Consider the following 26,209-nt stretch of genomic DNA (forward strand, 5'->3'; position numbering starts at 1 on the left):
ACCAGGTCAGCAAAGACCTTTTCGCGTAGTCTTTGCAAAAACGGCCCCAACGCGGTGAGGCGCGGCGCGGAGGGGCCGAGTTGCCACGATCACCTGCACGCCAAAACCAGCACCACTGGGCCGTTTATCCTAACGATCGATAATAGGAACGATCGGCTTGGCAACGAGTCGGCTCAGGTCCCCCAGCCGATCCAGGGCCCCCCCGGCTGCTGGAGGAAAACCCGCATTGTTCGGGTTGGCGGCCCTCGGGTTGGGGCCGTTTCAATTCGCTGGACGCCTGAAACCCTTCAATTTCACAGGTGGTGTTGCAATGGAATTTATTGGACGCCCGATGAGAGGCCGATTCCTCGTTCGGCAAGGCGGCAACGGCTGGATGGTCTACGATAGCGAATGCAAAGGACCGGCCCAGATAGAAAAGGACGGCGCGTTCGCCGAGAAGCTGACAAAAGACCAGGCTGAGATTTTAGCGAAGCTATTCACGAGTCGCGAAAACCGGCCCCTGACGTTAGAATGGCCTCAACGCCCGCGGAGAGCGCTAAGGCCGCGGTAATAGTCCCAGTCCATCGTTTAGATTTGACGTCGTGGACTGCTGCTCGTTCCCTGAACAGAAACGGCCCCGGCGAGACGCTGAGGCCGAGTCGACGGCCCTAGCGAGGTGCAGCCGGGGCCACTGGTTTAAACTGATTGAGAATGTACCCCAGATCTTCGGGGGCAAGGAAGCGTTGGTAGGAACTAGCTTTGGGTGGCCGACGTTACTGCCGCGACGGTCAATTTTGCAAACCGCCCCGACAATAGCCTGATCTTCTTCGGACCAGCCAACGGCCGCGACCTTTTATTTTGGGATAGAGGCAATGCCGGACAATTTAACCAACCGCGTCCAGCCAGATCGCTCGAAGATCAACATGCACGAGCCATACGAGGTGAAGTATTGGGCCCATGCACTTGGTGTGTCGAAGAATGACCTTCAGAAGGTCGTCGAAAAGGTCGGCAACTCCGCTGCTGCGGTCCGCAAGGAATTGGGTCTGCCCGACAAAGCTCAAGAATGACCAAACCCACCTGTCCGATTTGCTTGGGGTTGGGCTGGGTCTGCGAGAACCATCCGCACTTGCCTTGGACGGCGGAGGCACATGGCTGTCAGTGCGGCGCCGGCATGCCTTGCGAGTGCAATCGGGCGGATGGGATTGATGAGCCTGATGTGAGCAAGGTCATTGAGCAATCCGAATAAGATATTGCCGTCTGGCAATTCGTAGGGCTGCGCTGCATGGACGCTACCGACGAGCTAGGAAGGCGCCTAGCAAGAATGCAACGGCAAGGGACTGAAATGGAGCTGCCCGGGTCGCTTCACTCAAATGATGCAGCCACCGATCATGTTGTGGCAAATGTTGCAACGCATCGTCTTCAGCCATCCGCCGGATCGCTTTTGAAGCTCGGTCTATTCGCTGCTCGGGCGTGGCAGTAGGTGCAACTGAGCTTTCGTCAGCCATGTAAGTCTCCTCGCGCCGGTCGCCCACCAAACGGACTTGCTGCATGAGCGCTAACGTCCGGCGAATATCGACTGTTCCTAGGTTGTGCCGTTCGGGCCGATAGCTGATCGGCGGCCTCTCGGGCATCTTCGTCAAGGCCGTTGGGGGCGCGGCTTGTCCGTCGTACAATCGGGCATCGCTTGGATCGCGGGTCCATAGTGCAAGAGCGGCCAGGTCGGATAGAGCGCAGGCTGTCGGCCATAATGGCCGCCGATGTCGCCGGCTATTCACGGCTCATGCACGATGACGAAGAGGCCACGCACGGCAAGCTGAGCGAACTTCTCGCAAGAGAAGTGAGCCCGCTATTGCCAGTTACGGCGGCCGTATCGTGAAGAACACCGGAGACGGGTTCTTGGCAGAGTTTCCGAGCGCGGTCGAAGCGGTTCGAGCCGCATTACGGTTTCAATCCCGCATCCACGAATTTGCGGCTGCTGATCCGGAACATGGCCGTGTCGCCTTTCGCATCGGCGTCAATATCGCCGACATAATCGTCGAGCCACACGACATATTCGGAGACGGCGTCAATATCGCTGCGCGTCTTGAAGGCATCTCAGCGTCGGGCGGCATCTGCATCTCGTTATCTATCCACGATCAAATCCAAGGAAAGGTTGATGTCGATGTCGTCGATCCTTGGCGAGCAAGTGCTCAAGAACATTTCTCGTCCGGTTCGGGCCTTTGCGGTCGCCACTGGTGGCTCGTTCAGCACGACGGTGACATCGCCTGATATCGCAAGGCATTCGTCGTCCCCGTCTTTCTATGGTCGTGCTTCCATTCGCCAATCTCAGCGGCGCCCCCGAGCAAGACTATTTCGTCGCCGTGGCCTGCCCCGGCAGCAGCTCGATCGCCCGCCCCCGCTCGCATTTCAGATTTGGCCTTAAACTAAGAGCTCTTTGACGTCACCAAACGGACTCCTGCCAGCATCAAGCGCAATTCCAAATCATTCATTTTCAATGTCTTTACACTGTAGAGCAATGGCGAGGTCGGTCTCCATTTGGTTGCGGCCGATACTGATCGGAGAGCACTTCCAAGGCTGGCGCAATCAGCGGACCGGATTGCGCAAGCAGCGCCATGGGGCATGCGGCGAAAAGCTGCCCTCAGGGAGGCCGTGTCACTGATGCGCTGTCCCTGCGGCGCAACGTCGATAGCCACCACCGGCCGAGAGTTGCACACACCGCGGGCACATCTAAAAACGACGCAATTCGACGATGAAGATGAAGGAAGAACACTTAACTCAAAGGCAATCCTCGGGTGGAAGCCTGCCGGATGAGTCGGAGCGCCGAAGCAATGCAGTCACCTGCCCATTAGCGCTGCGTAACAGTCGTAGACGTAGAGTCGGCGGGGATTTGTGCTTCGTAATGCTTGGCTTTTTCTATCAGTGCGTCGCGGACTGGACCTTCCGGCAGAAGCGCGGCTTGATGGCGCGCCTGTCTCGCGCATTCTGCGATTTTACTTGCCAGTTCCTCCGTCTCGCGATCCATCGTCGCCGTTCCTCCGAACTAGAAGCCATGCTAGCGCGGTGGGCTAGCGCTTTCTTGGCACGCCGCCGAATGCTCGGAAATCCACTTGGTTGCGTCGTGCTCCGTAACAAAACCTTTGATGACTTCGGTTTCGCCATCGGCCCACAGAATATCGATTCTCCAGCCGGTGCCGGGGTTTTTGCAAGCCATGAAGGCTGGGCGCTGCTCGATCATTGCTTGACTATGCGCCGACTGGTGGCTGCTACAAGCCAGTGATCCTGCCACACTTCGCTTTTTTGGCCCCAATCTATTGAGCCTTAACTCCCGCGCCCGCGCCGTTCTTCCTAGATCGGGAGTCAAGAAGATCGGGCAACGGTGGTAGTTGCTGGCGCTATGCAAGAAATTCACTGACTTGAAAAATTTGAAGGCTCATTTCGCACGGCTTGATGAGGTGACGCTGAACGGATGCTCGACCGTCTCGCGACGAAGGCGCATAGCAAGCGGGTTCGCATCGAGCCGCTGCTGCAAAGCGTCGAGCAGATCCTCGCGCTCCCATCGCGTGATCCGTCGCGCTGATCCGGGCGTGGAGGCGCAGCGCCTTGTCGGACTCTTCGTTTGTGTAGCGATACGCCAATCGAAGTGCACGTGGCGTTTGCGCGGAGCGGCGCTGAGGCGATAGCCAAATCGCAATCCTGAGACAGAAGCGCTGACCTAAATTCACCCTCGATTGAAATAAAATTTGATGGGATAAGTCCAAAAGCTGACTTGATCTTTAAGCTTCCTTGAAATCGCAACGCTCCGCCAATTCGAATGGGTAAGAAGCGATGACCGATCAACAGTTGGCTCTTCATGCCGTCAGCGAAGCCCTGTGCATATTGGACGAGTATCTTCTGCCCCGCCCCCACGACAGTGAACGCATACTCGACAAGTTAGTTGAGGTTCTTGAGCGGCCCGACTTGGTCGTTGCTGTAAGTCGACTGCGGCAACGAAGTAGTCTCTAAGTGTTCCGATGAAGAGGCAATTTGCATTTATTCCTTTGGCCGCTCGCATCGCTACTTTTCTATTGATTGGAATGCCGACCGCGCAGGCAAAACAGCAATGCAGTGCGGTGATGCCCCCAAATCCGCGCGAGTATTGGTCTTGGCGCCTCATCGACGGACGAAAATGCTGGTACGAAGGCAAGCCCATGCTTTCAAAATCATTATTGGAGTGGCCCGTGCGGATTTCGACGCGGGCACGTCCCACCGAGGAGCTTGCAAGTGCACTCATAGAGAAGCCCAGCGATCCGATCGGTTCAGAAGAATGGACGCCATCTCGCCAGAATACCTTCGATGCCCTGTGGCGCACCAGGGTTGAACAGCGGTAGGGCTTTGACCTTCAAATTAAGCGAGGCTGACTTTCTCTTCATCGCTGAGGCTGTAGGACTCGGTGACTGGTATAATCGACGTCGGCCATGCATCGATCGATCGAACCAATACTGTAGCTTCGTCGATCTCAAGTCTTTCGCTTCGATTGCCGTGAGAGCGCCATATTTTCCAATGAATGCACACGGAACGGCGCCCCCGCAGAAAAGTAGCTAATCTCCAAACCGCCGATGAAACTGACCGCAGATCGTCCTTTACGCCAGTCCCGAGAAAGCCGCCCGCAGGATCATGGAGCACGCTCACGCATTCGAGCCGATCCAGGGCGGCCGGATCTAGATCGAGAAGATCAACTATCCAATGCTCTACCGGGATAAGGCGACACCGGCTGAGTATTGGGCTGACCTGAAGTATGCCGAGGAAACATGAAGTGGCTTGAGTACCGCGAGAACGGCACCTTCGTCAGAATGGCGCAGGCTGGCAAAGGCCTGTTCGGCTGATCGGCAGAGACCACGCCAGTCGTGCGACAACGTGGGCGCGCCGCGCGTTCTGACGGCAAGCTACCCCTTCAGGGGTATTAAACTTTTTAAGTCTTTGTGCAGACTTAGCTTAGCCAGGATTTTGCAGATCCTTCCTGGGGCTAGAACCGACGCCGTCCGCATGCATTTTAAGCGGGCGGCGTTCGTACATTCTGAGCCGGCGTAAGCAGCAAGAAGCCCCGACGGGGGCTAGCGGCGTCAGGGCTTCTTTCCGGATGTGATCCTCCCCGGACCGCATCCTCAGCGCGCGACTGGCTGAGCGCACCGTCAGTCTACCGGGAAATCTCAGCATTTTAGACCGCTCTGCCGGATTACCTCGACTTGACACGTGTCTAAGTTCGGTAATGTCTCACCTTGAATTTTTGTCCCGCTTTGTCGCGTTTTCAGACGCGCGCTCCATCTGCTCGGCCGTAAGGAGGCGCACGCGAGGCTAGAGCGTTGATTCTTTGCCGCAGTTGATCAACCAGCCGCTCCGCACCGACAGTCATGCAGCCATCATGCCCCTAAGGCACTTGGACGACCTCGAGCTGAGAACACAGGTGCCGCCAGTTCCGTCCCTCGTGTTCGGCCGCGTAAAAGGCAACGGCGACCTCGAGCGATGCCGGAAGATATCGCGCCATCGCCATCGAATAAGCATCCCACAGAGCCGGCGAAATCTTGCCCTTGGCGGTCCATACCGGTTCGCTCGTCGAATGCTTGGCGTCTCGCTCCTGCCGCGCCAGACGTTCAAATATTCTGCGTAGAAAGTGGCGCGAGGCGATCGGCTTCATCAGCCCGACGATCGCTCGGGTGGCCGGACGGGCATTAACGGTCGGCGGGTCGATCATCGCGACCATATGAACGTTGTGCCCGGTCGCCACTAGCTGGCGAGCTGCTTCGAACGCCACCATGGCACCATTGCACCTGCCGCCCAGAAGGAAAGGACCGCTGGCCTGCCGTTCCAGGATGAGCGGAAGGCGATCGGCGGCCATTTGCTCGATTGAGGCCGGGATCGGTTCTCCACGAAATCCGTATCGGATAATCGGACCGCAAAAGTTCGACCATCCGCCGGAGACCGGTGTGGCCGTTTCTAAGATCCCCATTGAAAAAGTACAACGGAGGCCGATGGCCCCCAGTATGGAACTGAGCGATCGGCGTCGGGCGGCGCGTCAGTCTCCGTCTCTAATTTCTGGGCAAGTTGTCGAATGGTTTCCGCCCCGAACAGAATCGTTTCCGGGACCGCCTTGCCAATCAGCTGTTCGAGCTGAAGCAGCATTTCCATCGCCAGGAGGGAATCACCACCGCACGCGAAGAAATCATCGTCGAGCGTCACCGCATCGGACTTGAGCAGCCGCCTCCACAGCATCAGCAATTCTGCTTCCAGATCCAATGGTCCTTTGGCGGCGCGGGGCACGCGCATCGACACCTGTTGACCCGACCGCCCGTCGAACAATTCGCGCAGCTGTCGCCTTTGAATCTTTCCCGTGTCTTCTTTTGGCAGCTGGTCGAGGATCAGGATGTGACGCGGAATCTTGAATGAGGCCAACTCGCGTTGCAGGAACTGACGAAGCTCCACGGCTGTCGTCTGCGCGTGAGGCGCCCGGGTTGTAACGAGGATCCTCGCCACGCGGTCGGCCGTCCCGAACCCCACATCTTGCGGATTTGCGACAGGCCCGGAGGTGGATCCCCATGGGATCGAAGTCACGCGAGTACACGTTCGGCGCCACGGTCAGGCATCTGGCTGAGCCCGTCAAGGAGGCCCGGCTGGTGGCGGATGGCGCGGCCTGCCGAGCATGGAACGCCCGCATACTCGCTTTTCAGGGGCCCGCCCAGCCGTCGCCCGCGCTCGGCGATGCACTCAACGCCGGTTTCCACTACCTCGAAGTGACGTGCCTCGGCTGCGAGACGCATCAGACGGTCGCGCTCGATATCGTGAGGCGGCCGAAGTGGACGCCGATCCACGAGCTGGAGCGCTATATGCGCTGCAAGCTGTGCTCGCGACGCTCCGGCTACCCGTTCAAGCGCAGCCATCTTGTGGTACTGCGGACGACTAAGATCTCCGCCATGAACCCGCCCTCAACCTTGTGGCCGGGAGAGCGCTGACACCAGCAGAGCTTGCTGCCCCCGAAAGTCCCACCACTGGAACATTCCAGGCCTTACCCGCTTGTTCCGAAATCCAGAACGAGATCACTAACGTGACGGATGAACTTGAATATCTAGCGCACCGATTGGTGATTATCGAGCAACCCGGCGGTGGGTTCTTGGTCGAAGTCACGCCGATCGCCGGCGGCCAAACCATCAGAACAATGACTTATCAACGCACTCAGGAAGCGATCGCTGCAGCGAAGCGGACAATCGACAAGCATCCCGAAGGCAGGCGACCTGCCAATCCGGTTCGCTCATAAGGCGGGTGCTGGCTCGGCTGCCGGTGATCCCATCTCGGTAGCGGCACGGTTTCCCGGGGCGCCAGTTTTTAGCCCATGACGGTCATGGCGTCCGGATGAACAGAAGTTCCAGCGCGGCTGGAACGCCGCACCTTTCGATTCGTTAACGAACATCACCGCGTTGCGCCTGCGCGCGCAAGCCAAGGGGCTTCCGCCGGGCACTGAGGAAGAGGCGATTCTGCAGAAAGCCCACCAGGATGAGAGGGCCGCGCGCATGACTGAGTGGCTATCGGCTCCCGGCCTTCAACCGCCGACTTAGGGCCCAAATGGCGCTCTGCGCCAAAAAACGGGGAAGATCGGTCAATGGCGGTTGTTCATCGCATCCAGGACGGCGATGCCGTCAAAGCGCGCCTCGCTTTCATGCGTGGTCGAATATCGGCCTCGGTGAAGCTGCTGGCGACACCGACTCCCGATACATTCCTGGGACGAAAGACGCAGGAGCCGTTCCCAAAGCAGGAAAGCGAGAACGGATTAATGTCCAACGTTCCACCGTCGATCCAGCAACTTTCCCCCGCAGGCCAACAGGATGCTTCGGTCGGGCCGATGTCCGTTAAGCAAAAGGGCCGAAAGCGCATAGTACTCGATCTTCCCGACGCGGACGCCGCGCTAAGGAAAGCACGAGAGATGGCAGATGCGACAGGCCGAGCGGTGATAGTGCGCGACGATAGAAGCAGAGTGCTAGGGGCCATTCCTCGCGCAACAAGGCATTAAACCGCGGCGGCAAGGGAACACATTCCATAGGCCTGCTTTATTCGAATGCAGTCTTGGAGGTCTGTGATGCCTCGCTTTTATTTCGATCTCTACGAGGGAGAGGCAATGGCCCTCGACGAGGAGGGAATGGAACTGAAGAGTGTCGAGGCCGCTCAAGTCGAGGCCGCGAAGTCGCTGGCGGATATGGCTCGTGACGCGATCCACTCGATGTCGGCAAAGCCGCGCGACATGACCATCGATGTCAGGGACGAAGCCGGCCCCATCATGCAGGTCAGATTGGTCTTCGATCTCCAGACTAAAAGGGGCAAGACTTTCTGAATTGCCCGACTGCGGATCGTTTAATTCCTAGCAACGAATGGGCGTTTAGGTGCATTGTACCTCTCGCCGGCCGAGGCTCTGCCGTGGCCGCCGGTGGCTGAGAGACCGAGCGTGCTCCCGCCTGCATTGAGCAAGGGAGCGCGGCCATGGCCGATCAGCGCGTCATCAATCTCATTTACGGCGATCAGCGGCGAGACCGGCGCATCATTGATGAGGCCCTCCGAGTCTCGGCTGAATCTGTCCGGTTGCTCAAAGACAATCCGCCGCCGGATACGTTCATCGGCCGCAAGACGCACGAGCCTTTCCCGCAAGGGGAAAGCAGGTATGGCGAAGAAACGGACCGTGGGCGAACGACTGAATACCCCAGCGAAGCGGCAAAACAGCGAGATAAGAAAGGCCGTAAGGCCGCCTCGGCCTGGCGGTTTAGTGCGCTCGTCGTGGTGCTCGGGCTGAGCCCATCGTGATAGTGCTATCGCCCTATTGATGTGAAGACGGAGGCCACCTCCTTAGCGGCCTCTTTCTTTTGAGCCATAAGCCCGTTGATAGCTGCCCCAACGAAACGGCTCCAGCGAGGGGGTTTCCCGCTGAGGTCGAGTCGACGTCATCCCCTGAAGGATCGGCTTATTCGAGGAGAAGACCACGAGGGCCACGAATGACATGGCAGCAAAGCTAGTAGCTCCCATTCTAGTAGGATGGGCCGGGCGAGCTGTCGACGCATGCGCATAGGCAAGTCAAGCAGCCTGTCCTAATTCTTGGCGGGCTGCGAGTGTTTAACGCCAACGTCATCACGCGCAACGCTGGCCTCATGGAATTCGATGCAGGAACTGCTAGCCGGGAGCAGCTGTTGCCCAAGATGGATCGGTTCGTCTTCAAGCTCCTTCACATGGTGCCAAGCTATCCGATCTGGCTGCGCTACGTGCTCTCGCTCACCCTGGTGGGAGGCGCATGCCTGGGGCGACTTTTGGCGCCGGAGCCCTTGGGGGCCTATCCTCTCCTCCTTTTCGTACCCGCCGTGTTTCTCGCATCCGTATTGTTTGACCGAGGGAGCGGCTTTCTCGCCACGATCGCGAGCGCGGTGCTCGCGTCCGTGTTCTTCCTGCCGCGGTCCGCCGCTGCGGCGGCGCCACCACTGATCGTATTCATATTGACCGGCTTCGGCTTAGCAGGGATCACCGAAGCTCTGCGCTCCACCACAGAGAGCCTGGCCAAAGCCAAGGTCTATTCCGACGTGTTGCTGCAGGAGCTGGCGCACAGGACCAAGAACGATCTCACCACCATCGTGTCGATGTTGCGGCTGCAGGCGCGGGCCGACGTCAATCCGGAGGTGCAGGCCGCCCTCCATGCCGCCATCGGGCGCGTCGAGGTCATCGCCAAGGTCCACGATAGGCTGCACAGCATGGGCGGCGACGGCAAGATCCTGCTCGGGCCCTACATCGAAACGCTCTGCGGAAGCCTCGGCGACCTGCAGCGCGGCGTGCGGCCGATCGCCGTTCGCGTGCGCTGCGACGAGATCTCCCTGGCCAGCGTGCAAGCGGCCAATATCGGGCTGATTGTGAACGAACTGGTTACCAACGCCTTCAAATATGCCTTCCCGAACGAGCGGGCTGGCGCCATCGACGTCGATGTCAAGGCCGACGAACGCAGGCTCAGCATCGTCGTCAAGGACGACGGGGTAGGCTGCCCCTCGGAGGCAAAAACTGGGATGGGTAGCCGGCTGATCAAGCTTCTCGCGGCCCAAATGAAGGGTTCGGTATCCCGCAGCCCGCTCCCGAACGGCTGCGAAGTGAAGGTCGTGCTCGCGCGCGACGATCGGTGACGCCGCCATCTAAGGGCCAATACACTAAGTATTGCCAGACACTGATTGATGACGCTGGCGCTCCTCGATTCTGCGACGCGCACTGCTCGATTGAAATTGGCTCCCGCCGCACGATTCGAACGTGCCTTCCTCCGTGAACAGCGGAGCGCCCTCACCGAAATGGCTCGACGGGAATATGCAGGTCCAGCACTCAGGTCGAGCGCAAATCGGCAGGTGGCGCTGGTGATGATGGTGGAGCACTCGATCGACCAGGCTATCAATGCCGGCTATCCGTGGCTTGAGATCAAATGCTCGCGGTGCAAGACGCCGCGCGCGGTTGACCTGGGCTGCCCTGCGCCACGTTCCGACCACCAGGGTGCACGATCTCGCCGACCGCCTGCGCTGCGTGAAGTGCAGCGCGACTGGCAAGCGGCCGGCCGCGGAGCTGCTGCAACTGTGGCAGCGCTGCCCGATCGGAGACGCGACGTGACCAAGCTCACGCGCCGGCGCGACAAGGAAGCTGCCCGCGAGAAATGGAGCATCCTTTATCGCGACGTCGTCGTTGGTTCGATCGGGCTGCGCAAGGGCGTGCCGAACCACGCGGACCAATGGGAATGGAAATGCGGCTTCTATCCCGGATCTGACCGGTCGACCGGCGGACCGGCCGCGACGTTCGACGACCGGCGCGCGGGGTTCGAAGCGGCATGGGGTGCGTTGCTGCCGACCCTGACCGAGGCGGACTTCCAGGCATGGCGCGATCATCGCGACTGGATCGCACGCAAGCAGGCCATGTGGGATCGCGGCGAAAAGCTGCCGTCTCAACAGCCGTCGTCGCTGATGCGCTGTCCCTATGGCGCGACGTTTGATAGCCACCGTCCGGCCGAAAGCCAGATTCACACCCCTCACCATCTACGCTGCGCAAAGGCGCAACGGAATTCGACGATGAAAATGAAGGAAGACCGTCGCTGGGCGGACCCGGAGGAAGCCGCGCGCCGGATCATGGAACATGCCCGCGCCCTTGAGCCGATCCGAGATCGGCCGGATCTACATTGAGAAGATCAACTATCCGACGATCTACCAGGACAAGGCGACGCCGGCTGAGTATTGGGCTGGCATGCTGGCTCGAGTACCACGAAAGCGGGACGTTCGTGAGGATGCTGCAGTCGGGCAAAGACCTGTTCGTCTAGCCGGCACGATTTGGTAGGGTCACCTCAGGGAGCCCCTCCCATGAGTTCGGACGATTACGCCGCTGAGGCGGCCAGACACCGACGCATAGCAGAAGAGTATCGCACACTGTCGTCGTACGCGATGGACGACGGAATACGTCGAGCCTATCTCAAGCTGGCAGATGATTATGAGCTGCTAGCGAACAACGAGGATCGGGTGGCCAGCCACCTCAAAATCACGCATTGAGGTCGGAGAGCATGCTCTTCCTTGCTCAACGAGGACGGCCTAGAAGGCAAGGTCGATTATCAGCACTGCGACCGCGATGCTTAGAAATCCGATGATCAGGGTCCAATCCCGACGTTCGTCCGTCATACTGCACCTCGGAAAAACCGGCCCCAGCGCCCCGGGGAGAACGCTGAGGCCGATGGTCGTCCCACTCCTCAACCCGACCGACGTTTGCAACGTCAAGAATTGCCACTTGTTCCCGAAAAGAAACGGCCCCAGCACGAGGAGAGCACCGAGGCCGTGTCGGGTGCTACCGACATTGAAGCACCAAGACTTGTGCTCAATCGGGCCCCGTGGAGAAACGTTCGTTCCTAGCCGACGACACGTCGCAGAGCGTATCGCACCCTGCCGTCATCCGCGAACGGCCGGCGATGGACTATCGAGCGACGCCGGGCTGACGCTCTCCGCCCGTTTAGCCCTTTTGGTGATCACCGCGAGCCGGTTATCGATCCCGGCTTCCGTCCTGCGCATCTGGATCGCTATGAGGCGGTGATCCATCCCTGACTCATGCAGCGCAACCAGCAAACGTTCTTCGGTTTCAGTCCAACTCTTAAATCTATTCGCGCTCATTCCATCTCGTTCCGCATCGCAGCAAGGGAACGACCCCGGCACCATCTTGGGGCTAGCAGGGCCAGTGAACCGGGGCCGTTCTCTGCGCCCCCACAGCGCAATGCACCGTAATGGGATAAAGTAGCAACGAAAGCTACCCTCGTGGACTACTCCACAAGTGTTCGAATTCGCGGCTGCGGGTGTTCCATGGCACCGAATCGCGACGGGCTCGATCCGAATGGGAAGGGCAAGCTGCCAGGATAAAGAGGCCGCCAACTGAGGCGGCCTCTTTTTACATGAACAAGGCGATAGCCACTATTGCGATGGGGCTCAGCCCGAGCGCCACGATGAGCGCGCTAAAAGGTAGGTCACTACTCATGACACAACCCCTGCGTTTGGGGTTGAAATCCTATTCCTCGATACTGGGCGACCGCTAGTGCAATTTGTGCCACCGCGCGGCCCCGCGTTCTACAGGAACAAGGCCGCAGTCGCGGCAACAGTCGTAAGCGCAATCGCGGTCAAGCAGGCGATGGAAATCCAGTCGTAGCGATCGGCCATGCCGATACACTCATCAGATGCGATTGCCTTGTCTTGATCCAGGTCAACCATATTCAGCTCATCTAGTCTCTCAGGGCCGGTATTCGCGACATCTGATCCGGCTTGGCCCCAGCCTTCGCGGCCTTATCGTACTGCTCTAGTGCGAGAACGTGGAGAGCTGCGGCTTTGGATGGTTCTGCTTCAGCGAGCGCAAGCCGGGCTGCAAGTTCGGCTTGGCGTAGGTGATATTCTGCGGACGGCACGTCGTTCCCCGTTGCTCCTATCGCAACGGATTCATGACGTGCAAATGGGCATTTTGTTCCAGAAATTCTGTCCAGAACAGCACACAAGCTTTTTGTTCCAGGCTGAGAACGGAATGCGTCCTCTCGACAAGGAGGATCGATCGGCCGCCTGGCAACCTATGTTAGTTGGCACATTATATCGTCATCACCGGCCAAGCCTCTGCCCGTGGGCGTCGGTGGCTGAGAGACCAAGTGCTTCCGCCTGCATTGAGCGAGGGAGCGCGGCTATGGCCGATCAGCGCGTCATCAATCGCATTGCAGCGATCAACGGCAGGACGGGCAGATCGTTGACGCGGCCCTCCGGGTCTCGGCCGAAGCTGCCCGGCTGCTCAAAGACAATCCGCCGCCGGATACGTTCATCGGCCGCAAAGACGCACGAGCCTTTCCCGCAAGAGGAAAGCAGGTATGGCGAAGAAACGGACCGTGGGCGAGCGACTTGATACCCCAGCCAAGCGGGCGCGAGCCAGGTTGCGGCGATTGAGTGCTAAACTGAAGCCAATCAAACTGGAGATGATGAAGTCCGATATCCGCCCTGGTCCTCAAAATGTAGACACGAAGGGCACTAAAGAAACGGCCAGCGAAGGGGTTACGAGGCCAAGTCGTCATGTCATCACGAGAGGTAGGACGCTCAGCCGATCAGCAGCCAACTTACGCTGACGATGAGCGCCACAAACGACATTCCAGCAAAGCTGAGAAAGCCGTATTCAACACCCATCCATGCGACCGAAACTGAACATCCCCGCAGGATCGCCCGGCAGCACCATTCTCGCATTTAGATATGCATGTCAGCGAGGGTAACCCAAAGAAACGGCCCCAGCACCTCTGGGGGCCTAGAGGCCGGTGCTGAGGCCAGTCGTCCTATGATGAATCGGGACGTGACCCGAGGCTTTGAAGCTAACACGGCTGTCAGAAGTTGCTAGTTCTTCCCGCGCGATCCGACGAAGCTAGTTTTAATACGCTCCTGTCCAATTGCCACGTCAGGCGAGGAACCATAGAGAGGAGATCAGCGTCTAATTGGCGCTTCTGGTCAGCCAAGGTGCCCCCCGACTGCCAGAGGAAAACCCGTATCGTTCGGGTTGGCGGCCCCCCGGTTGGGGCCGCTTTCAGTTCGCCGCGAAAGCCAGGTGGCGCTTATCCAAAGTTGATCGTCACGATTCACATAGTTCAATGCCGGGCGCTCCATCCTTCGAGCTAATCGACGCGCTCGTATTTTGCAGATGGTGGATGCAAATGGAATTTATTGGACGCCCGATGCGGGGACGTTTCCTCGTTCGGCAGGGTGGCAACGGATGGATGGTCTACGATAGCGAACTCAAAGGACCAGCCCAGATAGAAAAGAACGGCGCGTTCGCCGCTGATGGCGAGCAAAAGCCGCTGCGGCCCGATTCCTATGCCTGCTTCCGCTGCGGCGGTGTCACTTCGGCAATGTCTATCCTCGACAGTCGCCAAGGTAAGAGCTATCGCCTTCGCCGCTGCGTAAGCTGCGAGAAGCTGAGTTGGGCTGAGGAAGAGTAAGGGTCGAGCGCCCAAGAATCTCCAAACAGAGTGCGTTCATTCGCGAGCTCGGCCGAGCTGCTGAAGCTGCCGGCAACGTCGTGGACCGCTGCTTGTTCCCGAAGCGAAACGGCCCCAGCGAGAGGACGTGCTGAGGCCGATTCGGTGCCCCAGCGAGGTGCCAGCCTGGGCCGCTCCAAACTGACCGCGAATGTGCCCCGGGTCTTCGGGGGAGAGCCGGGGCACGCTCCACTCGTCCATGCCGCTCTGCCGCGAGCGGCGCGGGTCAACGTTCACCGCGAGGACGTTGTTCCTAGCGACTTCTTCTTTGCTACCCTGAGCCGACGCTCAACCCCGCTTCCGGCTGGTGCCGACCATTTAGACCGCCTTCTTCACCGATGCCTCCGACTTGCCCGTCCTCCTCGACTCGTAACTCACCTCGTAGTCCTGCCCGCCGGCGACGCGCGCCCGGTCCTGCTTGCGACCGCGCGCGGTCTGCTTCTTTGCTTTCTTTGCCATTCCGGCCTTCCTGTCGATGAGGGCCAACTCTGGCTATTATCGAACCAATCTAATGGGCAACCGCATGTCGCGGCGGATCCTCACACGTTCGGTGACCATTGCACCTGCCTATTTCTTCTCCGATGCCACCTCCTACTTGAGGGGACGGTCGCTTTGGAACGGCTGACAATCCCCGCCGTTCACCGCTCACATTCAACTTTCGGGATATGCACGATGTCCAGGACCGTTGGCGATTTCGTAGTGCAGCGCCTCCAGGACTGGGACGTGCGGCATCTCTTCGGTTATCCCGGCGATGGCATCAATGGCGTGTTCGGTGCGCTAAATCGCGCCGAAGGCAAGATCGATTTCATCCAGGCGCGCCACGAGGAGATGGCGGCGTTCATGGCGTGTGCCTATGCCAAATTTTCCGGCCGCCTTGGCGTCTGCATCGCGACGTCGGGCCCCGGTGCCTCACACCTGATCACCGGTCTGTATGATGCCCTGCTCGACCATCAGCCGGTGCTCGCCATCGTGGGCCAGCAGGCGCGGAACGCGCTGGGCGGGCAGTATCAGCAGGAGCTCGACCTGGTCTCGATGTTCAAGGACGTCGCCAGCGCGTATGTCGCGCAGGCTTCCTCGCCCGCTCAGGTCCGCCATCTGATCGACCGCGCCGCGCGCATTGCGCTCGCCCGGCGCACCGTGACCGCGCTGATCCTGCCGAATGATCTGCAGGAAGAGGATTACGAGGATCCGCCGCGCGCACACGGCACGCTGCGGTCCGGCGTCGGATACACTCCGCCGAGGATCGTTCCGGCAGAGGCCGAGCTCGATCGCGCCGCCGACATTCTCAACGCCGGCAAGAAGGTCGCCATGCTCGTCGGCGCCGGCGCGCTTGGCGCGACCAACGAGGTCGCCTCCGTCGCCGACCGGCTGTCGGCCGGATGCGCCAAGGCGTTGCTCGGCAAGGCCGTGGTGCCCGACGACCTGCCATGGGTGACGGGCTCGATCGGCTTGCTCGGCACCGAGCCGAGCTACGACCTGATGATGGAGTGCGACACGCTCTTGATGATCGGCTCGGCGTTTCCATATTCCGAGTTCCTGCCCAAGGAGGGCCAGGCCCGCGGCGTCCAGGTCGACATCGACGCCGGCATGCTCTCGATCCGCTTTCCGATGGAGATTGGCCTCGTGGGCGACGCGGCGGAGACGCTGCGCGCGCTACTTCCGCGCTTGAAGCAGAAGAGCGACGGCAGCTGGCGAAAGGCGATCGAGGACAACGTCCGGACCTGGTGGAAGACATTGCAGGATCGCGCGCACCAGCCGGCCAAGCCGGTCAATCCTCAGCGCGTGACATGGGAGCTGTCGCCGCGCATTCCCGATCGCGCGATCATCACCAGCGATTCCGGCTCCTGCGCCAACTGGTTTGCCCGTGATCTGAAGATGCGTCCCGGCCTTATCGCCTCGCTGTCGGGCGGCCTGGCATCGATGGGCGCGGCAGTTCCCTACGCAATCGCCGCCAAATATGCAGCGCCCGATCGTCCCGTCATTGCGCTGGTTGGCGACGGCGCCATGCAGATGAACAACATGGCCGAGCTTATCACGGTCGCCAAATACTGGCGCTACTGGAGCGATCACCGCTGGATCGTCTGCGTCTTCAACAATGAAGACCTCAACCAGGTGACATGGGAACAGCGCATCATCAATGCCGATCCCAAGTTCGAGGCATCGCAACGCATCCCCAACGTTTCCTATTCGCGTTTCGCCGACCTGATCGGGCTGCGGGGGATTTATGTCGACGACCCCGCACAGCTCGGCTCGGCCTGGGAGCAGGCGCTCGCGAGCGACATTCCGGTGGTGCTGGAAGTCAAGACCGATCCGGAAGTGCCCCCGCTACCGCCGCATATCACGCTCGAGCAAGCCAAGAACTTCTCGATCGCGCTCGCCAAGGGCGACCCGAACGAAGTCGGCGTCATCCGCGGCGCAGCGCGTCAGCTGCTCGAGACCGTGTTGCCCGGCAAGGAGAAGTGAAGGCCAGGAGCGATGCATCATCAGATGATGCTTGCCGTCTGTTTGGTCTGCGCAGCGCTGGCGCCGGCGCGCGCCGAGTTGACCAGATCCGATGTCGCCGGGGTCGAGGCATCGCCCCGGCCCGGCGCCGTGCTACCGCTGAGCGTCCGCCTGCGGGACGAAAACGGCGTCACACGGCCGATCCGGCAATGGCTCACCGGCGGGCCAAGCGTGTGGGTCCTCGCAGATTTCACCTGCGACACACTGTGCGGGTCGGTGGTCAGCACCGTCTCCGACGCGCTCCGGCGGTCCGGCCTGCGTCCCGGTCAGGACTTCGATCTGAACGTCGTGAGCTTCGACCCGCAGGATACCGCGGAGAACGCGAAGGAGATGAAGCAGGCGCAAGTCGGCCTCCAAGCGTGGGGCGATGCCACCCACGTCCTGCGCGGCGATGCCAGCGACGTCGCGGGACTAACAAAAGCATTCGGATTTGAAGCGGTCTACGATCGCGACCAACTCCGCTACGCGCATCCCGCGGCCGCCTTTGTCGTGACGGCCGACGGTCGCATTGCGCGCGCCCTGCCCGGTCTCGGGCTAGATCCCGCCAATCTGCGCCTCGCGTTGGTCGAAGCCGGTCAAGGCCGCATCGGCGGATGGACCGATCATGTCAGGCTGATGTGCTACGGATTTGATCCCGCAAGCGGTCTCTACACGCTCGCGGTCGGTCGCCTGCTCAAGGCGACCGGTCTTGCGACCTTGGTCTTGCTCGGTCTGCTCATCGTCGCTCTGCTTCGGCACGAACGCGAGGCGGCGCGAAGTTGAGCCATCTGCCATGGCGCAGGCGGAACGCTACGCCCCAGGCCAACAGCCCCATAAGCAAGGCCAGACCGGCCACCAGCATGATGCCGGTGAGCCAGCCGTGGAGACCATCAATGGCCGGGAATGCCAGGACCGACGCCTCGCAAATCCGCATCGCGAGCGTGAGGGCGCATAGTCCGAGTAGCCAACGGCGATCGGCGCGGACGCGACGGTTCACGAGTGCAAAGAACGGAAACACGAGCTGGCCGACGGCCAGGAGCGACAGGACGAACTGCCAGCCCGCCGTTGTTCCGCCGCTGCCGGACGGACTTTGCTGCGGAGCCGCAGTCCAACGACAGCCTTCATAAATCTGCAGTCCGCTTCCAAGGCGCTGGCCCTAGTGCCGGCAAGCCACATGCGCAGCTCAATGCCTGACGCCCGCCACCATCTGGATCGGGTCCTGCGGGTTGGGAGGGGGCGACATGCCCAAGGAAAACGATCTCGAAGGACAGCAGGATCAGGGCGGCAAGAACGGTGGCCAGAAGCGAATGCCAAAACCGGAGCCCAAGCCGAAGGGTGATCAGCCCGATCTGCTGAAGCGGCTGCCTTGCATTCCGCCGCACTCTCCCAAGCTCTATGGAGGCGCCCGGCTCAACGTCCGCATTGCTGAGACCCAAGCTTCCCATTTACGACGAAGTAGCGGCCATCGGGCGTCACGGGATGCTTTATGCCGGCCACCTCTCAGATGAAGGGTTTGCCTCCGGTCACCGCGACGGTCGTGCCCGAAGTGTAGCTGGATAGCGGGTCGGCGAGCATCACGTAGGCTGTGGCGAGTTCAGCCGGCTGGCCAGCCCGCTTCAGCGGCACTTGCTTGCCAAAGTTCTTTACGGTTTCCTCTGGCATCGTCGAGGGAATGAGCGGGGTCCAAATTGGACCCGGCGCAACGGCATTCACCCGGATGCCGTTCTCCGCCAGCATCTGGGCCAGACCGCCCGTAAAGTTCTGGATCGCTCCCTTCGTCGTCGCGTAGGCGAGCAGTATCGGGTTCGGCATGTCGGAATTTACCGATGCCGTGTTAATGATGGCGCCTCCAGGCTTCATATGCGGGACCGCGGCCTTGGCGAGGTAAAACATCGCATGGATGTTCACCTCGAAGGTCATGCGCCATTCTTCGTCGCTGATGTCGCCGATGTCGGCGAAGGTCGCCTGATGCGCGGCATTATTGACGAGAATGTCGACGCCGCCAAGTTCCTGCACGGCGCGGCGGACCACGGTGCGGCAATGGTCGGCCGAGCGAAGGTCGCCCTCGACGAGGACAGCCCTGCGCCCTTCCTTCTCGATCATCGCCGCGACTTCTTTCGCATCGTCGCTTTCGTCAAGGTAGGCGATCAGGACGTCGGCGCCCTCGCGGGCGAAGGCTATGGCGACCGCGCGCCCGATGCCGCTGTCGCCGCCAGTAATAATGGCGCACTTGCCTTGAAGCCGTCCCGAGCCCTTATAGCTTGTCTCGCCATGATCCGGGCGCGGGTCCATCTTCCCCGTCGAGCCTGGCATGGGTTGTCGCTGGCTGGGAAACGGCGGTTTGGGATATTCGGGCATGATTCTGTCCTTTACTTCATCCGGACGGCCTTAGCACCAACGGATTTCAGCGCGTCCGCGACGCGCTTCGGATCGTCGCCACGGAAGTCGACGGTCTTCGATCGGGCCCCCAAGCTTCTCGCCCGGCTTCGGCTTTACCTTCACGTCGGCGAGCGCGGGTCGATCGCCGGATGTATTGTCGGCGCCCATCGGCTGCACCACGTCGGTTCTCTGGACTCCGCACTCCTGCACAACGTGCTCGACCGCGAGCTCTGCCGCGCGGCTAGTATCGAATTCGGCGACGAGGATGCTTTCCATGCGTGTCTCTTTCGGGCAGGCGATGGCAAACAACCAACTGCGTCCCCCGGTGTTCCTATCGGGGCTGGCGGCCTTCGATGAACTCGTTAGAGCGCTCGCTTCAAATATTCTGCTGCCCGGCTCCCGGAGGCAGCAACTTGATCCGGTCGTCCGGACACCACGATGCGACCTCCTTCGTTTCCAGCGCCAGGGCCGACTTCTACGATCCAGTCGCTCTCCGCTGCAACAGACATATCATGCTCGACCAGAACGACGGTGTTGCCAGCCTCGACGAGCCCTTGCAGCTGATTGCCGAGCTTTGTGACATCGGACGGATGCAGTCCCGTCGTCGGCTCGTCGAGAACGTATAATGTGCCGCCACGATGGGCGCGCTGGAGCTCGGTGGCGAGTTTGACGCGTTGCGCCTCTCCTCCTGAAAGTTCGGTGGCCGACTGGCCAAGTCTAATGTAACCGAGCCCGACCTCGCGCAGAACGCCCAAAGAGCGCGAAAGAACGTCATCGTCTTTAAAGAACTCGAAAGCCGCGTCGACGGTCATCGCCAGCACATCGGCGATCGACTTGTCCCGTATCTTGATCTCGAGCGTTTTCGGGTTATAGCGAGCGCCCCGACACGTCGGACACGGAGTATAGACGCTCGGAAGGAACAGCAGCTCTACGCATACATAGCCTTCGCCCTCGCAGGTTTCGCAACGGCCCTTGGCCACATTGAACGAAAATCTGCCCGCGTCGTAGCGCCTGGCACGCGCCTGCTTCGTCCCGGCGAAAAGTTTACGCACGTGATCGAGCAAGCCGGTGTAAGTCGCCAAATTGGACCGCGGGGTCCGCCCGATCGGCTTCTGATCGACCACAACGAGACGTTTAACGCGATCCAACCCTTCCGTAATCTCCCCACTCAGCGTACGCACGGTCTCCTGCAGCTCAGCTTCGTCCAGATCGGATTTGCGGCGCTGACCTAGCTTCTCCGCGATCGCCTCGACGAGAAACTGGCTGATGAGAGTGGATTTGCCCGAGCCGGACACGCCGGTCACACATGTAAGGACGCCGAGAGGGAGGTCGGCATCGAGACGGCTCAGGTTATTCCGCGTCACGTTCCGCAGCTTCAGCCAGCTGCTCGGCCGACGGATCTTGCGTGGTGCCCTCGCGGCATCTTCGAACAGATACCTTCGTGTTTGGGACGCTTCGACTTTGGCCAAACCGGCAAGGCGCCCGCTGTAGAGTATCCGACCGCCCTAGTCCCCGGCAGCGGGCCCAACGTCGACGATCCAGTCGGCCTCGCGCACCACATCGAGCTCGTGTTCAACGACAAAGAGCGAATTTCCCGATGCCTTCAGGCGCCCGAGTGCCCGCAAGAGCGCCTCAATGTCTGCCGGGTGCAGGCCAGCGGAGGGCTCGTCCAGTACGTAGACGACCCCGAACAGGTTCGATCGGACCTGCGTCGCGAGCCGCAGACGCTGCAGTTCGCCCGGCGATAACGTCGGCGTGGTGCGCTCTAAGGTGAGATAACCGAGGCCTAGCTCAAGCAGAACTTCGAGACGCCCGACGAGATCCTCCACGATTCTCTGAACGACAAGCGCCTTTTCGGGATGATCGTCGGTACCGTCTTTCTTGCTTCCATCAATATACGGTTTGATAAGCTCGTCGAGCTTGGCCAACGGCAGGCGAGACATCTCGGCAATGTCCATTCCTGCGAATTTGACCGAAAGTGCTTCTGCTTTTAGCCGCTTCCCATCGCAGACCGGGCAATCATCGCTCGACAGAAACTGCGCTACACGCCGCTTCATCATGACGCTCTGCGTGGTGGCATATGTCTGAAGCACGTACCGGCGGGCGCCGGTGAAGGTGCCCATATAGCTGGGCTCCTCCTTGCGCTTCAGGGCTTTTCGCGTCTCGGCTGGCGTGTATCCCGCATACACCGGTACGGTTGGCTGCTCGTCCGTGAAGAGAATCCAGTCACGATCTTTCTTCGAAAGCTCGCGCCACGGCCTATCGACGTCATACCCCAAGGTGACGAGAATGTCCCGGAGATTCTGGCCCTGCCAAGCCGAAGGCCAGGCCGCAATGGCGCGCTCACGGATCGTCAAAGTGTCGTCGGGTACCAGACTTCGTTCGACGACCTGATGAATTCGCCCGATGCCGTGACAGTTCGGACAGGCGCCTTCCGGCGTATTAGGCGAGAAGGACTCCGCGTAAAGCAAGGCCTGCCCGCGCAGATATGTGCCCGCCCGCGAATACAGTATGCGCAAGAGGTTGGAGAGCGTCGTGACGCTTCCCACCGACGACCTGGTTGTCGGCGATCCGCGCTGCTGCTGCAGGGCGACGGCTGGCGGCAATCCTTCAACTGCGTCGACGTCGGGCACCTGCATCTGATGGAATAGCCGACGTGCGTAAGGTGATACGGATTCGAGATAACGACGTTGAGCCTCCGCGTATAACGTCCCAAACGCTAAGGAGGACTTGCCGGATCCGGACACGCCTGTGAAGACCACGAGCTCATTGCGTGGGATGTCGAGCGAAACGTTCCGGAGGTTATGCTCCCGCGCTCCGCGGACGCGGACGAAACCGTCGGCCATCGCGGAAGTCAGTTCTTCACTTCTATCGGCTTTCTCGAACATCGAGAGGTAAAAGCCCGGCTGCATCTCGTGGTTCCCGAGGGCATCCGGTCGAGTCGCCCGGGGCGCGTTAACGAAGGAACCATGAAGGAACACCCTTGTTGCGTCCGATACGGCAAAGTCCTTGAGACGACCGAAGGATGGCCAAGAGAGATGTGCTACGGCTGGGGCCATCCGGCGCCAACACGATTCACATCTGCGTCGACATGCACTGGATGTTCGCAGAGGACACCGAATGGAGGACGCCGTGGTTCGATCGGGTGATTCCTAGTATCGTCGCCATCACGGCAAGGCATCCCGAGCGGGCGACGTTTACCCGCTTCATCCCAGCCCGGTCCTCAGGCCAAGGTGCGGGGATGTGGCGACGGTACTACGAGCGACGGAGCTCGATGACAATCGATCGTCTTGGCCCAGATATAGTCGATCTCGTTCCGGAGCTCGCCTGCTTCGTTCCCCCGGCCACGATTTACGACAAGCACGTTTACTCTCCGTGGACCGGATCCGACCTGCATCTTCGCTGGCGCGAGAAGCTGGTCGGTACGATCGTCGTTACAGGAGGCGAGACGGAGGTTTGCGTGCTCGCTACCGCGCTCGGCGCGATCGATTGGGCTTTTCGCGTCGTCTTGGTGACCGACGCGTTCTGCAGTTCCGCGGACGAGACTCACGACGCCATGATGGCGGTCTACTTGAACCGGTTCGGCGAGCAGGTCGAGTGACGATGGAAACGCTGATGGCCGGTGGCTCGCGTGACGATCGCAGGACGTTAGGAACGGTTCTTATTCCTCACTGTTTGCCGTGCGGCATTCATTGACAGGAGATACGACGCGAATGCTGGCCGGCAGTCCGAGCAACCGGCTCGCTCCGAGGATCTGCACCGTCGGCAGGCGAGGAGTGGCCATAGAGTGTGATAGGTAAATTCGCATCCTCTATTGGCGGCATCGCGGCCTTTCTCGCATCGCTGTCTTACATCCCTCAGTTGAGGAAGGCTTGGCCGCGTGGGACGGGCGACCTCTCGCTTGGGATGCTCGCAGCCCTCAGCCTTGGGCCTACGTTGTAGGTCGTCTACGACCTGCTGCGCCAAGACTGGGTTGTCGTTGGCGCGAACGCGATCGGGGCGTGTTGGCCTGCGAGATCCGGGACATGCGATAGACCCCAAGTATCCGTCAGGCTGGCTCGATCGCCCTCATGAGGTCCCGCGCGATCTTTTGCTTCATCTGTTCCATGGTGCACTGGTCCGCCTTCTTGTCGGACCTCCATCTAAGGATGGTCGTACCGTGCCGAAAGCGGCCACCGGTGAAGTGATCGTAGGACACTTCGACAACGTATTTCGGCTTCACCGCCTGCCATTCGGACGATCGTCTCGTCGACCATCGGCTTGGTCCGCCTGGCGCGTTGCCAGTGAAGCTTTTGGTCGCCGCAATCATCTCGAGTCTTTCGGTCAGCGCCGGTTTGTCCTTTGCCTTGATGGCTGACGAAAAGCCGACGTGGTGCAGGAGGCCGTCTGCATCGTAAAGCCCCAGCAGCAATGAGGCGACAGCTTTGCGGCCGGCCTGCAGCTTCTCGCCGTAGCGAAAGCCTCCAACGACGCAATCAGCGCTGCGATATCGCTTGATCTTCTGCATGCCCTCGCGCTTCCCGGTCTGGTACGGAAGATCGAGCCGCTTGGCGACCACGCCGTCACTTCCGCCGCCTGCCGATTGCAGCCACCGCTCGGCATCCCCGAACTTCGTGCTGGCCGGCGATAGCCGAAATAGCGGCGCGCGCGAAAAATTGCGGCCAGCAAGCTTTTCCAACTGAGGTCGCCGTCGGGACAACGGTTGGTCGGCCAACTTTTTGTCGCCCAGCTCCAGCAGATCGAAAGCGAGAAACAGGGCCGGCGTGTCCCGGGACAGCTTCTGAACGCGGCTAGCGGCCGGATGGATGCGCTGCAGGAGGTCATCGAACGAAAATTGCCCGCCAACCTCGACGACGAGCTCGCCGTCAAGCACAAACCTCCGTTCGCGCAAATCGCGGGCTGCGGCGACGATCTCCGGGAAGTATCGGGCGAGATCCTGGCCGGACTTCGAGCGCATGGACACCGCGTCCCGGTCCCGCGCCAGCAGGCAACGAAATCCGTCCCATTTGGGTTCATATTGCCACTCCTTTCCGACTGGAATGGCATCGACAGAACGTGCCTCCATCGCGTCCATACGGACGCCACGCGGCGGCATTTCGACCTCCTGCTCGATGATTGGTCGCGGGAATACCATCGTGCGATCACCGCCGCTTTGGTGGTCAGGAGCCGCGCCAGGACGTCACCCGTGACTTTCAAATGCGCTTCGACAAGCGCGCGTGGAAGCCATTGGTTCAGCAGCGAACGACCATTTCAGATTGGGCATCGAGCCGTGATCGGTTTCCGGCGGGCGGATGGTGAAGGGCTCCTGAACTTCCCGTGCAGGCTTGCGAGAGCCCGAGATGTGGCCCCTTTGCCGTCTCGTTTAGGCTCCGGCGGATCTTGAGCCATGACCATCCTTGATCGATCGTTGTCGGTCCTTTCAGAACGGCCTCGGGTCCCCTTCGTTGCTAAAGCACCGGGTACGGCCACAGCGTTCGCAGTAGGAACGGTTCCGCCGCCGGTCTATTGCCCAGATTGAAGGAGCAGGGAATGGCGGATCAGGTGCGGCGCGGAGCGATGAAGCGCAATCACAGCACGAAAGCTGGAAGAAGGGCAGCCGTCGGGCCAGGCGCTCGCATTTCTGCGTGATGTGGTGCGAGAGGCTCCGCTGCCCTCGCTGCTCGTCGCCTTCATGCTGGGCAGCCTGATCGCGCGTCTTAGCCGGGAATATCGCGATCAATCGCAAGATCATCGAACAGGGGCGAAGAACCTCCGGCAAACATCGCCGCCATAAGTTCCGCCGCGAGGAAGCTGAAGGTAATGCCGTTGCCGCCATAGCCAAAGGCGGCGAAGATATTCTTGGAGCCGGGTACCCTGCCGATCAACGGCAAGCCGTCATGTGTGGTATCGAAGGCGCCCGACCAGCCGAACGCCACATCTTCCGATGCATGCGGCCAAAGCGCCTTCAGATAATCTTTGAGCGCCCTCACCTTGGCAGGCGTGGCGTCATCACGAGCGTGAGGCTCGATGAGCGCACGGTCATCTTCGCCACCAAGGATGATGCGGCCATCAGTGGTGGTCCGCGCATAGTGATAGTTCCGGCTCGCTTCCCAGATGAGCGCCTGTTCGGGCCACAGATGGCCTGGCTGCCGCCGGCTCGCGATGGCCCAGCTGGAAGCTGGTTGCTGCGCCGTGGGCCGCACAATATCCGGCATCACATAGCCGGTCGCGAGCACAACCTGGCGCGCCTCGATCGAAAGTCCGTTCTCAAGGCCGACGGTGACGCTCTGGGCCGCGCTGTCATAGGCAACCGCGTTGGCCTTGTGAAGGCGGGCACCGCGTTGCAGGGAGATATCAAGCAGGCCATGTGTGAGCAGCACAGGATCGGCATCAGCCGCGTCCCTTGACAAAAGGGCGCCCGCCCGCGCGATGCCGAAGCGCTTCAGCAGCGCGGCGTGATCGAGATAGAGGGACGGCAGATCAGCGCGGCCCCTCAGCGCACATTCATCCTGAACAAGGTTCGGACTGTCATCGACGACGAGATAGAGCGAGAGACGCCGTCGCATCTGGCAGGCAATTCCATGCTGCCAAACCAGGGACGGCAGGTCGCGGCATGGTGGCTGGCCCGATAGCAGCGCACCGCCTTCTCGAAACCATAGAGCTGCGCGAGTTCGAACAGCGGCCGGTCGATTTCCCAGAGCAGCATGGCGGTGCTGGCCACCGTGCTGCCGAGACTGGGAAGCTCGCGATCGATGATGACCACCTGGCGGCCTTGCCGTGTCAGGCGCTCGGCCATCAGCGCACCGGTGATGCCGGCACCGATGATCAGCACCTTGCACCGAAAGCTGT

25 protein-coding genes and 4 pseudogenes are annotated in these 26,209 nt (G+C 60.6%); 19 read left to right on the forward strand and 10 right to left on the reverse strand.

Annotation, left to right across the window (positions count from 1 at the left end; genetic code table 11):
• Positions 1-851 precede the first annotated feature (851 nt).
• On the forward strand, positions 852-1,046 hold the full coding sequence (locus XI02_RS36480) for a DUF3606 domain-containing protein (protein WP_172646963.1): 195 nt from the start codon (positions 852-854) through the stop codon (positions 1,044-1,046).
• 222 nt (positions 1,047-1,268) lie between these two features.
• Here XI02_RS36480 and XI02_RS36485 read toward each other — a convergent pair whose 3' ends face one another.
• The gene (locus XI02_RS36485) at positions 1,269-1,484 is read right to left on the reverse strand and encodes a hypothetical protein (RefSeq protein ID WP_155258699.1); all 216 of its coding nucleotides are present in this window, start codon (positions 1,482-1,484) and stop codon (positions 1,269-1,271) included.
• A 194-nt stretch (positions 1,485-1,678) separates the two neighbouring features.
• On the opposite strand from XI02_RS36485, the pseudogene XI02_RS36490 reads away from it, so the two are divergent.
• From XI02_RS36490 to XI02_RS36500, 3 genes and pseudogenes are all read left to right on the forward strand, one after another.
• A pseudogene (locus tag XI02_RS36490) lies at positions 1,679-2,336 on the forward strand (adenylate/guanylate cyclase domain-containing protein); the annotation flags it as partial.
• 392 nt (positions 2,337-2,728) lie between these two features.
• Positions 2,729-3,256 (forward strand): hypothetical protein, encoded by a 528-nt coding sequence (locus tag XI02_RS36495; RefSeq protein WP_244981020.1) that lies wholly within the window; start codon positions 2,729-2,731, stop codon positions 3,254-3,256.
• 733 nt (positions 3,257-3,989) lie between these two features.
• The gene (locus XI02_RS36500; RefSeq protein ID WP_172645833.1) at positions 3,990-4,346 is read left to right on the forward strand and encodes a hypothetical protein; all 357 of its coding nucleotides are present in this window, start codon (positions 3,990-3,992) and stop codon (positions 4,344-4,346) included.
• A 1,037-nt stretch (positions 4,347-5,383) separates the two neighbouring features.
• Here XI02_RS36500 and XI02_RS45605 read toward each other — a convergent pair.
• Positions 5,384-5,851, reverse strand: a complete 468-nt coding sequence (locus XI02_RS45605) for a thioesterase domain-containing protein (protein ID WP_244981019.1) — start codon at positions 5,849-5,851, stop codon at positions 5,384-5,386.
• A gap of 98 nt (positions 5,852-5,949) precedes the next feature.
• Positions 5,950-6,435, reverse strand: coding sequence for a phosphopantetheine-binding protein (locus tag XI02_RS45610; RefSeq protein ID WP_244981018.1), 486 nt, complete (start codon positions 6,433-6,435; stop codon positions 5,950-5,952).
• Between the two features lie 113 nt (positions 6,436-6,548).
• Here XI02_RS45610 and XI02_RS36510 point away from each other — a divergent pair, with 113 nt between their 5' ends.
• The 9 genes and pseudogenes from XI02_RS36510 (at position 6,549) to XI02_RS36550 (ending at position 11,540) form a co-directional block, all read left to right on the forward strand.
• On the forward strand, positions 6,549-6,962 hold the full coding sequence (locus tag XI02_RS36510; protein WP_172646962.1) for a hypothetical protein: 414 nt from the start codon (positions 6,549-6,551) through the stop codon (positions 6,960-6,962).
• A 92-nt stretch (positions 6,963-7,054) separates the two neighbouring features.
• Positions 7,055-7,264 carry a hypothetical protein gene (locus XI02_RS36515; RefSeq protein ID WP_172646961.1) on the forward strand — a complete coding sequence of 70 codons (210 nt, stop codon included), beginning with the start codon at positions 7,055-7,057 and terminating at the stop codon, positions 7,262-7,264.
• A gap of 342 nt (positions 7,265-7,606) precedes the next feature.
• Complete coding sequence (locus XI02_RS36520) at positions 7,607-8,014, forward strand: hypothetical protein (RefSeq protein ID WP_172645832.1); 408 nt, start codon at positions 7,607-7,609, stop codon at positions 8,012-8,014.
• Between the two features lie 66 nt (positions 8,015-8,080).
• On the forward strand, positions 8,081-8,332 hold the full coding sequence (locus tag XI02_RS36525) for a hypothetical protein (RefSeq protein ID WP_172646960.1): 252 nt from the start codon (positions 8,081-8,083) through the stop codon (positions 8,330-8,332).
• Positions 8,333-8,478: 146 nt separating this feature from the next.
• Positions 8,479-8,796 (forward strand): hypothetical protein, encoded by a 318-nt coding sequence (locus XI02_RS36530; protein ID WP_244981017.1) that lies wholly within the window; start codon positions 8,479-8,481, stop codon positions 8,794-8,796.
• A gap of 302 nt (positions 8,797-9,098) precedes the next feature.
• Positions 9,099-10,148 carry a sensor histidine kinase gene (locus XI02_RS36535; RefSeq protein WP_172646959.1) on the forward strand — a complete coding sequence of 350 codons (1,050 nt, stop codon included), beginning with the start codon at positions 9,099-9,101 and terminating at the stop codon, positions 10,146-10,148.
• A gap of 240 nt (positions 10,149-10,388) precedes the next feature.
• Positions 10,389-10,617: pseudogene (locus XI02_RS36540) on the forward strand (hypothetical protein); the annotation flags it as partial.
• Positions 10,614-11,180 (forward strand): hypothetical protein, encoded by a 567-nt coding sequence (locus tag XI02_RS45615; protein ID WP_244981016.1) that lies wholly within the window; start codon positions 10,614-10,616, stop codon positions 11,178-11,180. The pseudogene XI02_RS36540 and the gene XI02_RS45615, both read left to right, overlap by 4 nt.
• Positions 11,181-11,354: 174 nt before the next feature.
• Positions 11,355-11,540, forward strand: coding sequence for a hypothetical protein (locus XI02_RS36550; RefSeq protein ID WP_069277002.1), 186 nt, complete (start codon positions 11,355-11,357; stop codon positions 11,538-11,540).
• 1,056 nt (positions 11,541-12,596) lie between these two features.
• Here XI02_RS36550 and XI02_RS36555 read toward each other — a convergent pair.
• Positions 12,597-12,737 (reverse strand): hypothetical protein, encoded by a 141-nt coding sequence (locus XI02_RS36555; protein ID WP_172646958.1) that lies wholly within the window; start codon positions 12,735-12,737, stop codon positions 12,597-12,599.
• A gap of 1,244 nt (positions 12,738-13,981) precedes the next feature.
• Here XI02_RS36555 and XI02_RS36560 point away from each other — a divergent pair.
• Positions 13,982-14,482, forward strand: coding sequence for a hypothetical protein (locus XI02_RS36560; RefSeq protein ID WP_129965244.1), 501 nt, complete (start codon positions 13,982-13,984; stop codon positions 14,480-14,482).
• Between the two features lie 357 nt (positions 14,483-14,839).
• Here the strand turns inward: XI02_RS36560 and XI02_RS36565 are convergent, their stop codons facing one another.
• Positions 14,840-14,980, reverse strand: coding sequence for a DUF3606 domain-containing protein (locus tag XI02_RS36565; protein WP_069277187.1), 141 nt, complete (start codon positions 14,978-14,980; stop codon positions 14,840-14,842).
• Positions 14,981-15,193: 213 nt separating this feature from the next.
• Here XI02_RS36565 and XI02_RS36570 point away from each other — a divergent pair, with 213 nt between their 5' ends.
• The 3 genes from XI02_RS36570 (at position 15,194) to XI02_RS36580 (ending at position 18,510) form a co-directional block, all read left to right on the forward strand.
• Complete coding sequence (locus tag XI02_RS36570) at positions 15,194-16,984, forward strand: thiamine pyrophosphate-requiring protein (protein ID WP_172646957.1); 1,791 nt, start codon at positions 15,194-15,196, stop codon at positions 16,982-16,984.
• A gap of 24 nt (positions 16,985-17,008) precedes the next feature.
• Positions 17,009-17,785, forward strand: a complete 777-nt coding sequence (locus XI02_RS36575; protein ID WP_172646956.1) for an SCO family protein — start codon at positions 17,009-17,011, stop codon at positions 17,783-17,785.
• Between the two features lie 458 nt (positions 17,786-18,243).
• A complete protein-coding gene (locus tag XI02_RS36580) occupies positions 18,244-18,510 on the forward strand; it encodes a hypothetical protein (protein WP_172646955.1) in 267 nt (88 codons plus the stop codon).
• Here the strand turns inward: XI02_RS36580 and XI02_RS36585 are convergent.
• The 3 genes and pseudogenes from XI02_RS36585 to XI02_RS36595 form a co-directional block, all read right to left on the reverse strand.
• Complete coding sequence (locus tag XI02_RS36585; RefSeq protein WP_172646954.1) at positions 18,503-19,360, reverse strand: glucose 1-dehydrogenase; 858 nt, start codon at positions 19,358-19,360, stop codon at positions 18,503-18,505. The two genes, XI02_RS36580 and XI02_RS36585, sit on opposite strands and share 8 nt — an antisense overlap.
• A 30-nt stretch (positions 19,361-19,390) precedes the next feature.
• Positions 19,391-19,657, reverse strand: coding sequence for a hypothetical protein (locus XI02_RS36590; RefSeq protein ID WP_225164295.1), 267 nt, complete (start codon positions 19,655-19,657; stop codon positions 19,391-19,393).
• A gap of 86 nt (positions 19,658-19,743) precedes the next feature.
• Positions 19,744-22,227, reverse strand: a pseudogene (locus XI02_RS36595) (excinuclease ABC subunit A).
• Between the two features lie 254 nt (positions 22,228-22,481).
• On the opposite strand from XI02_RS36595, the gene XI02_RS36600 reads away from it, so the two are divergent.
• Together XI02_RS36600 and XI02_RS45620 are read left to right on the forward strand one after the other, a co-directional pair.
• Complete coding sequence (locus tag XI02_RS36600; protein WP_338150463.1) at positions 22,482-22,982, forward strand: isochorismatase family cysteine hydrolase; 501 nt, start codon at positions 22,482-22,484, stop codon at positions 22,980-22,982.
• A gap of 188 nt (positions 22,983-23,170) precedes the next feature.
• Entirely contained in the window at positions 23,171-23,323 is a 153-nt protein-coding gene (locus tag XI02_RS45620) for a PQ-loop domain-containing transporter (protein ID WP_244981015.1), read from the forward strand.
• Between the two features lie 106 nt (positions 23,324-23,429).
• Here XI02_RS45620 and XI02_RS36610 read toward each other — a convergent pair whose 3' ends face one another.
• Positions 23,430-24,446: an ATP-dependent DNA ligase gene (locus XI02_RS36610; protein ID WP_069277184.1), complete on the reverse strand. Its 1,017-nt coding sequence runs from the start codon at positions 24,444-24,446 to the stop codon at positions 23,430-23,432.
• 631 nt (positions 24,447-25,077) lie between these two features.
• Positions 25,078-26,192 (reverse strand): annotated as a pseudogene (locus XI02_RS36615) (NAD(P)/FAD-dependent oxidoreductase).
• Between the last annotated feature and the right edge of the window lie 17 nt (positions 26,193-26,209).

Origin of the sequence: Bradyrhizobium sp. CCBAU 21365 (assembly GCF_015291305.1) — a bacterium.
Classification (GTDB): domain Bacteria; phylum Pseudomonadota; class Alphaproteobacteria; order Rhizobiales; family Xanthobacteraceae; genus Bradyrhizobium; species Bradyrhizobium elkanii.

What these genes read in the sequence shown, in the direction of transcription:
- XI02_RS36580 (WP_172646955.1), top strand. Translation starts at nt 18,244, where the DNA reads ATGCCCAAGGAAAACGATCTCGAAGGACAGCAGGATCAGGGCGGCAAG.
- XI02_RS36585 (WP_172646954.1), bottom strand. Translation starts at nt 19,360, where the DNA reads ATGCCCGAATATCCCAAACCGCCGTTTCCCAGCCAGCGACAACCCATG.
- XI02_RS36590 (WP_225164295.1), bottom strand. Translation starts at nt 19,657, where the DNA reads ATGGAAAGCATCCTCGTCGCCGAATTCGATACTAGCCGCGCGGCAGAG.
- XI02_RS36500 (WP_172645833.1), top strand. Translation starts at nt 3,990, where the DNA reads ATGAAGAGGCAATTTGCATTTATTCCTTTGGCCGCTCGCATCGCTACT.
- XI02_RS36565 (WP_069277187.1), bottom strand. Translation starts at nt 14,980, where the DNA reads ATGGCAAAGAAAGCAAAGAAGCAGACCGCGCGCGGTCGCAAGCAGGAC.
- XI02_RS36495 (WP_244981020.1), top strand. Translation starts at nt 2,729, where the DNA reads ATGAAGATGAAGGAAGAACACTTAACTCAAAGGCAATCCTCGGGTGGA.
- XI02_RS36575 (WP_172646956.1), top strand. Translation starts at nt 17,009, where the DNA reads ATGATGCTTGCCGTCTGTTTGGTCTGCGCAGCGCTGGCGCCGGCGCGC.
- XI02_RS36510 (WP_172646962.1), top strand. Translation starts at nt 6,549, where the DNA reads ATGGGATCGAAGTCACGCGAGTACACGTTCGGCGCCACGGTCAGGCAT.
- XI02_RS36600 (WP_338150463.1), top strand. Translation starts at nt 22,482, where the DNA reads ATGTTCGCAGAGGACACCGAATGGAGGACGCCGTGGTTCGATCGGGTG.
- XI02_RS36520 (WP_172645832.1), top strand. Translation starts at nt 7,607, where the DNA reads ATGGCGGTTGTTCATCGCATCCAGGACGGCGATGCCGTCAAAGCGCGC.
- XI02_RS36530 (WP_244981017.1), top strand. Translation starts at nt 8,479, where the DNA reads ATGGCCGATCAGCGCGTCATCAATCTCATTTACGGCGATCAGCGGCGA.
- XI02_RS36555 (WP_172646958.1), bottom strand. Translation starts at nt 12,737, where the DNA reads ATGGTTGACCTGGATCAAGACAAGGCAATCGCATCTGATGAGTGTATC.
- XI02_RS45605 (WP_244981019.1), bottom strand. Translation starts at nt 5,851, where the DNA reads ATGGCCGCCGATCGCCTTCCGCTCATCCTGGAACGGCAGGCCAGCGGT.
- XI02_RS36610 (WP_069277184.1), bottom strand. Translation starts at nt 24,446, where the DNA reads ATGGAGGCACGTTCTGTCGATGCCATTCCAGTCGGAAAGGAGTGGCAA.
- XI02_RS36570 (WP_172646957.1), top strand. Translation starts at nt 15,194, where the DNA reads ATGTCCAGGACCGTTGGCGATTTCGTAGTGCAGCGCCTCCAGGACTGG.
- XI02_RS36485 (WP_155258699.1), bottom strand. Translation starts at nt 1,484, where the DNA reads ATGGCTGACGAAAGCTCAGTTGCACCTACTGCCACGCCCGAGCAGCGA.
- XI02_RS36480 (WP_172646963.1), top strand. Translation starts at nt 852, where the DNA reads ATGCCGGACAATTTAACCAACCGCGTCCAGCCAGATCGCTCGAAGATC.
- XI02_RS36550 (WP_069277002.1), top strand. Translation starts at nt 11,355, where the DNA reads ATGAGTTCGGACGATTACGCCGCTGAGGCGGCCAGACACCGACGCATA.
- XI02_RS36525 (WP_172646960.1), top strand. Translation starts at nt 8,081, where the DNA reads ATGCCTCGCTTTTATTTCGATCTCTACGAGGGAGAGGCAATGGCCCTC.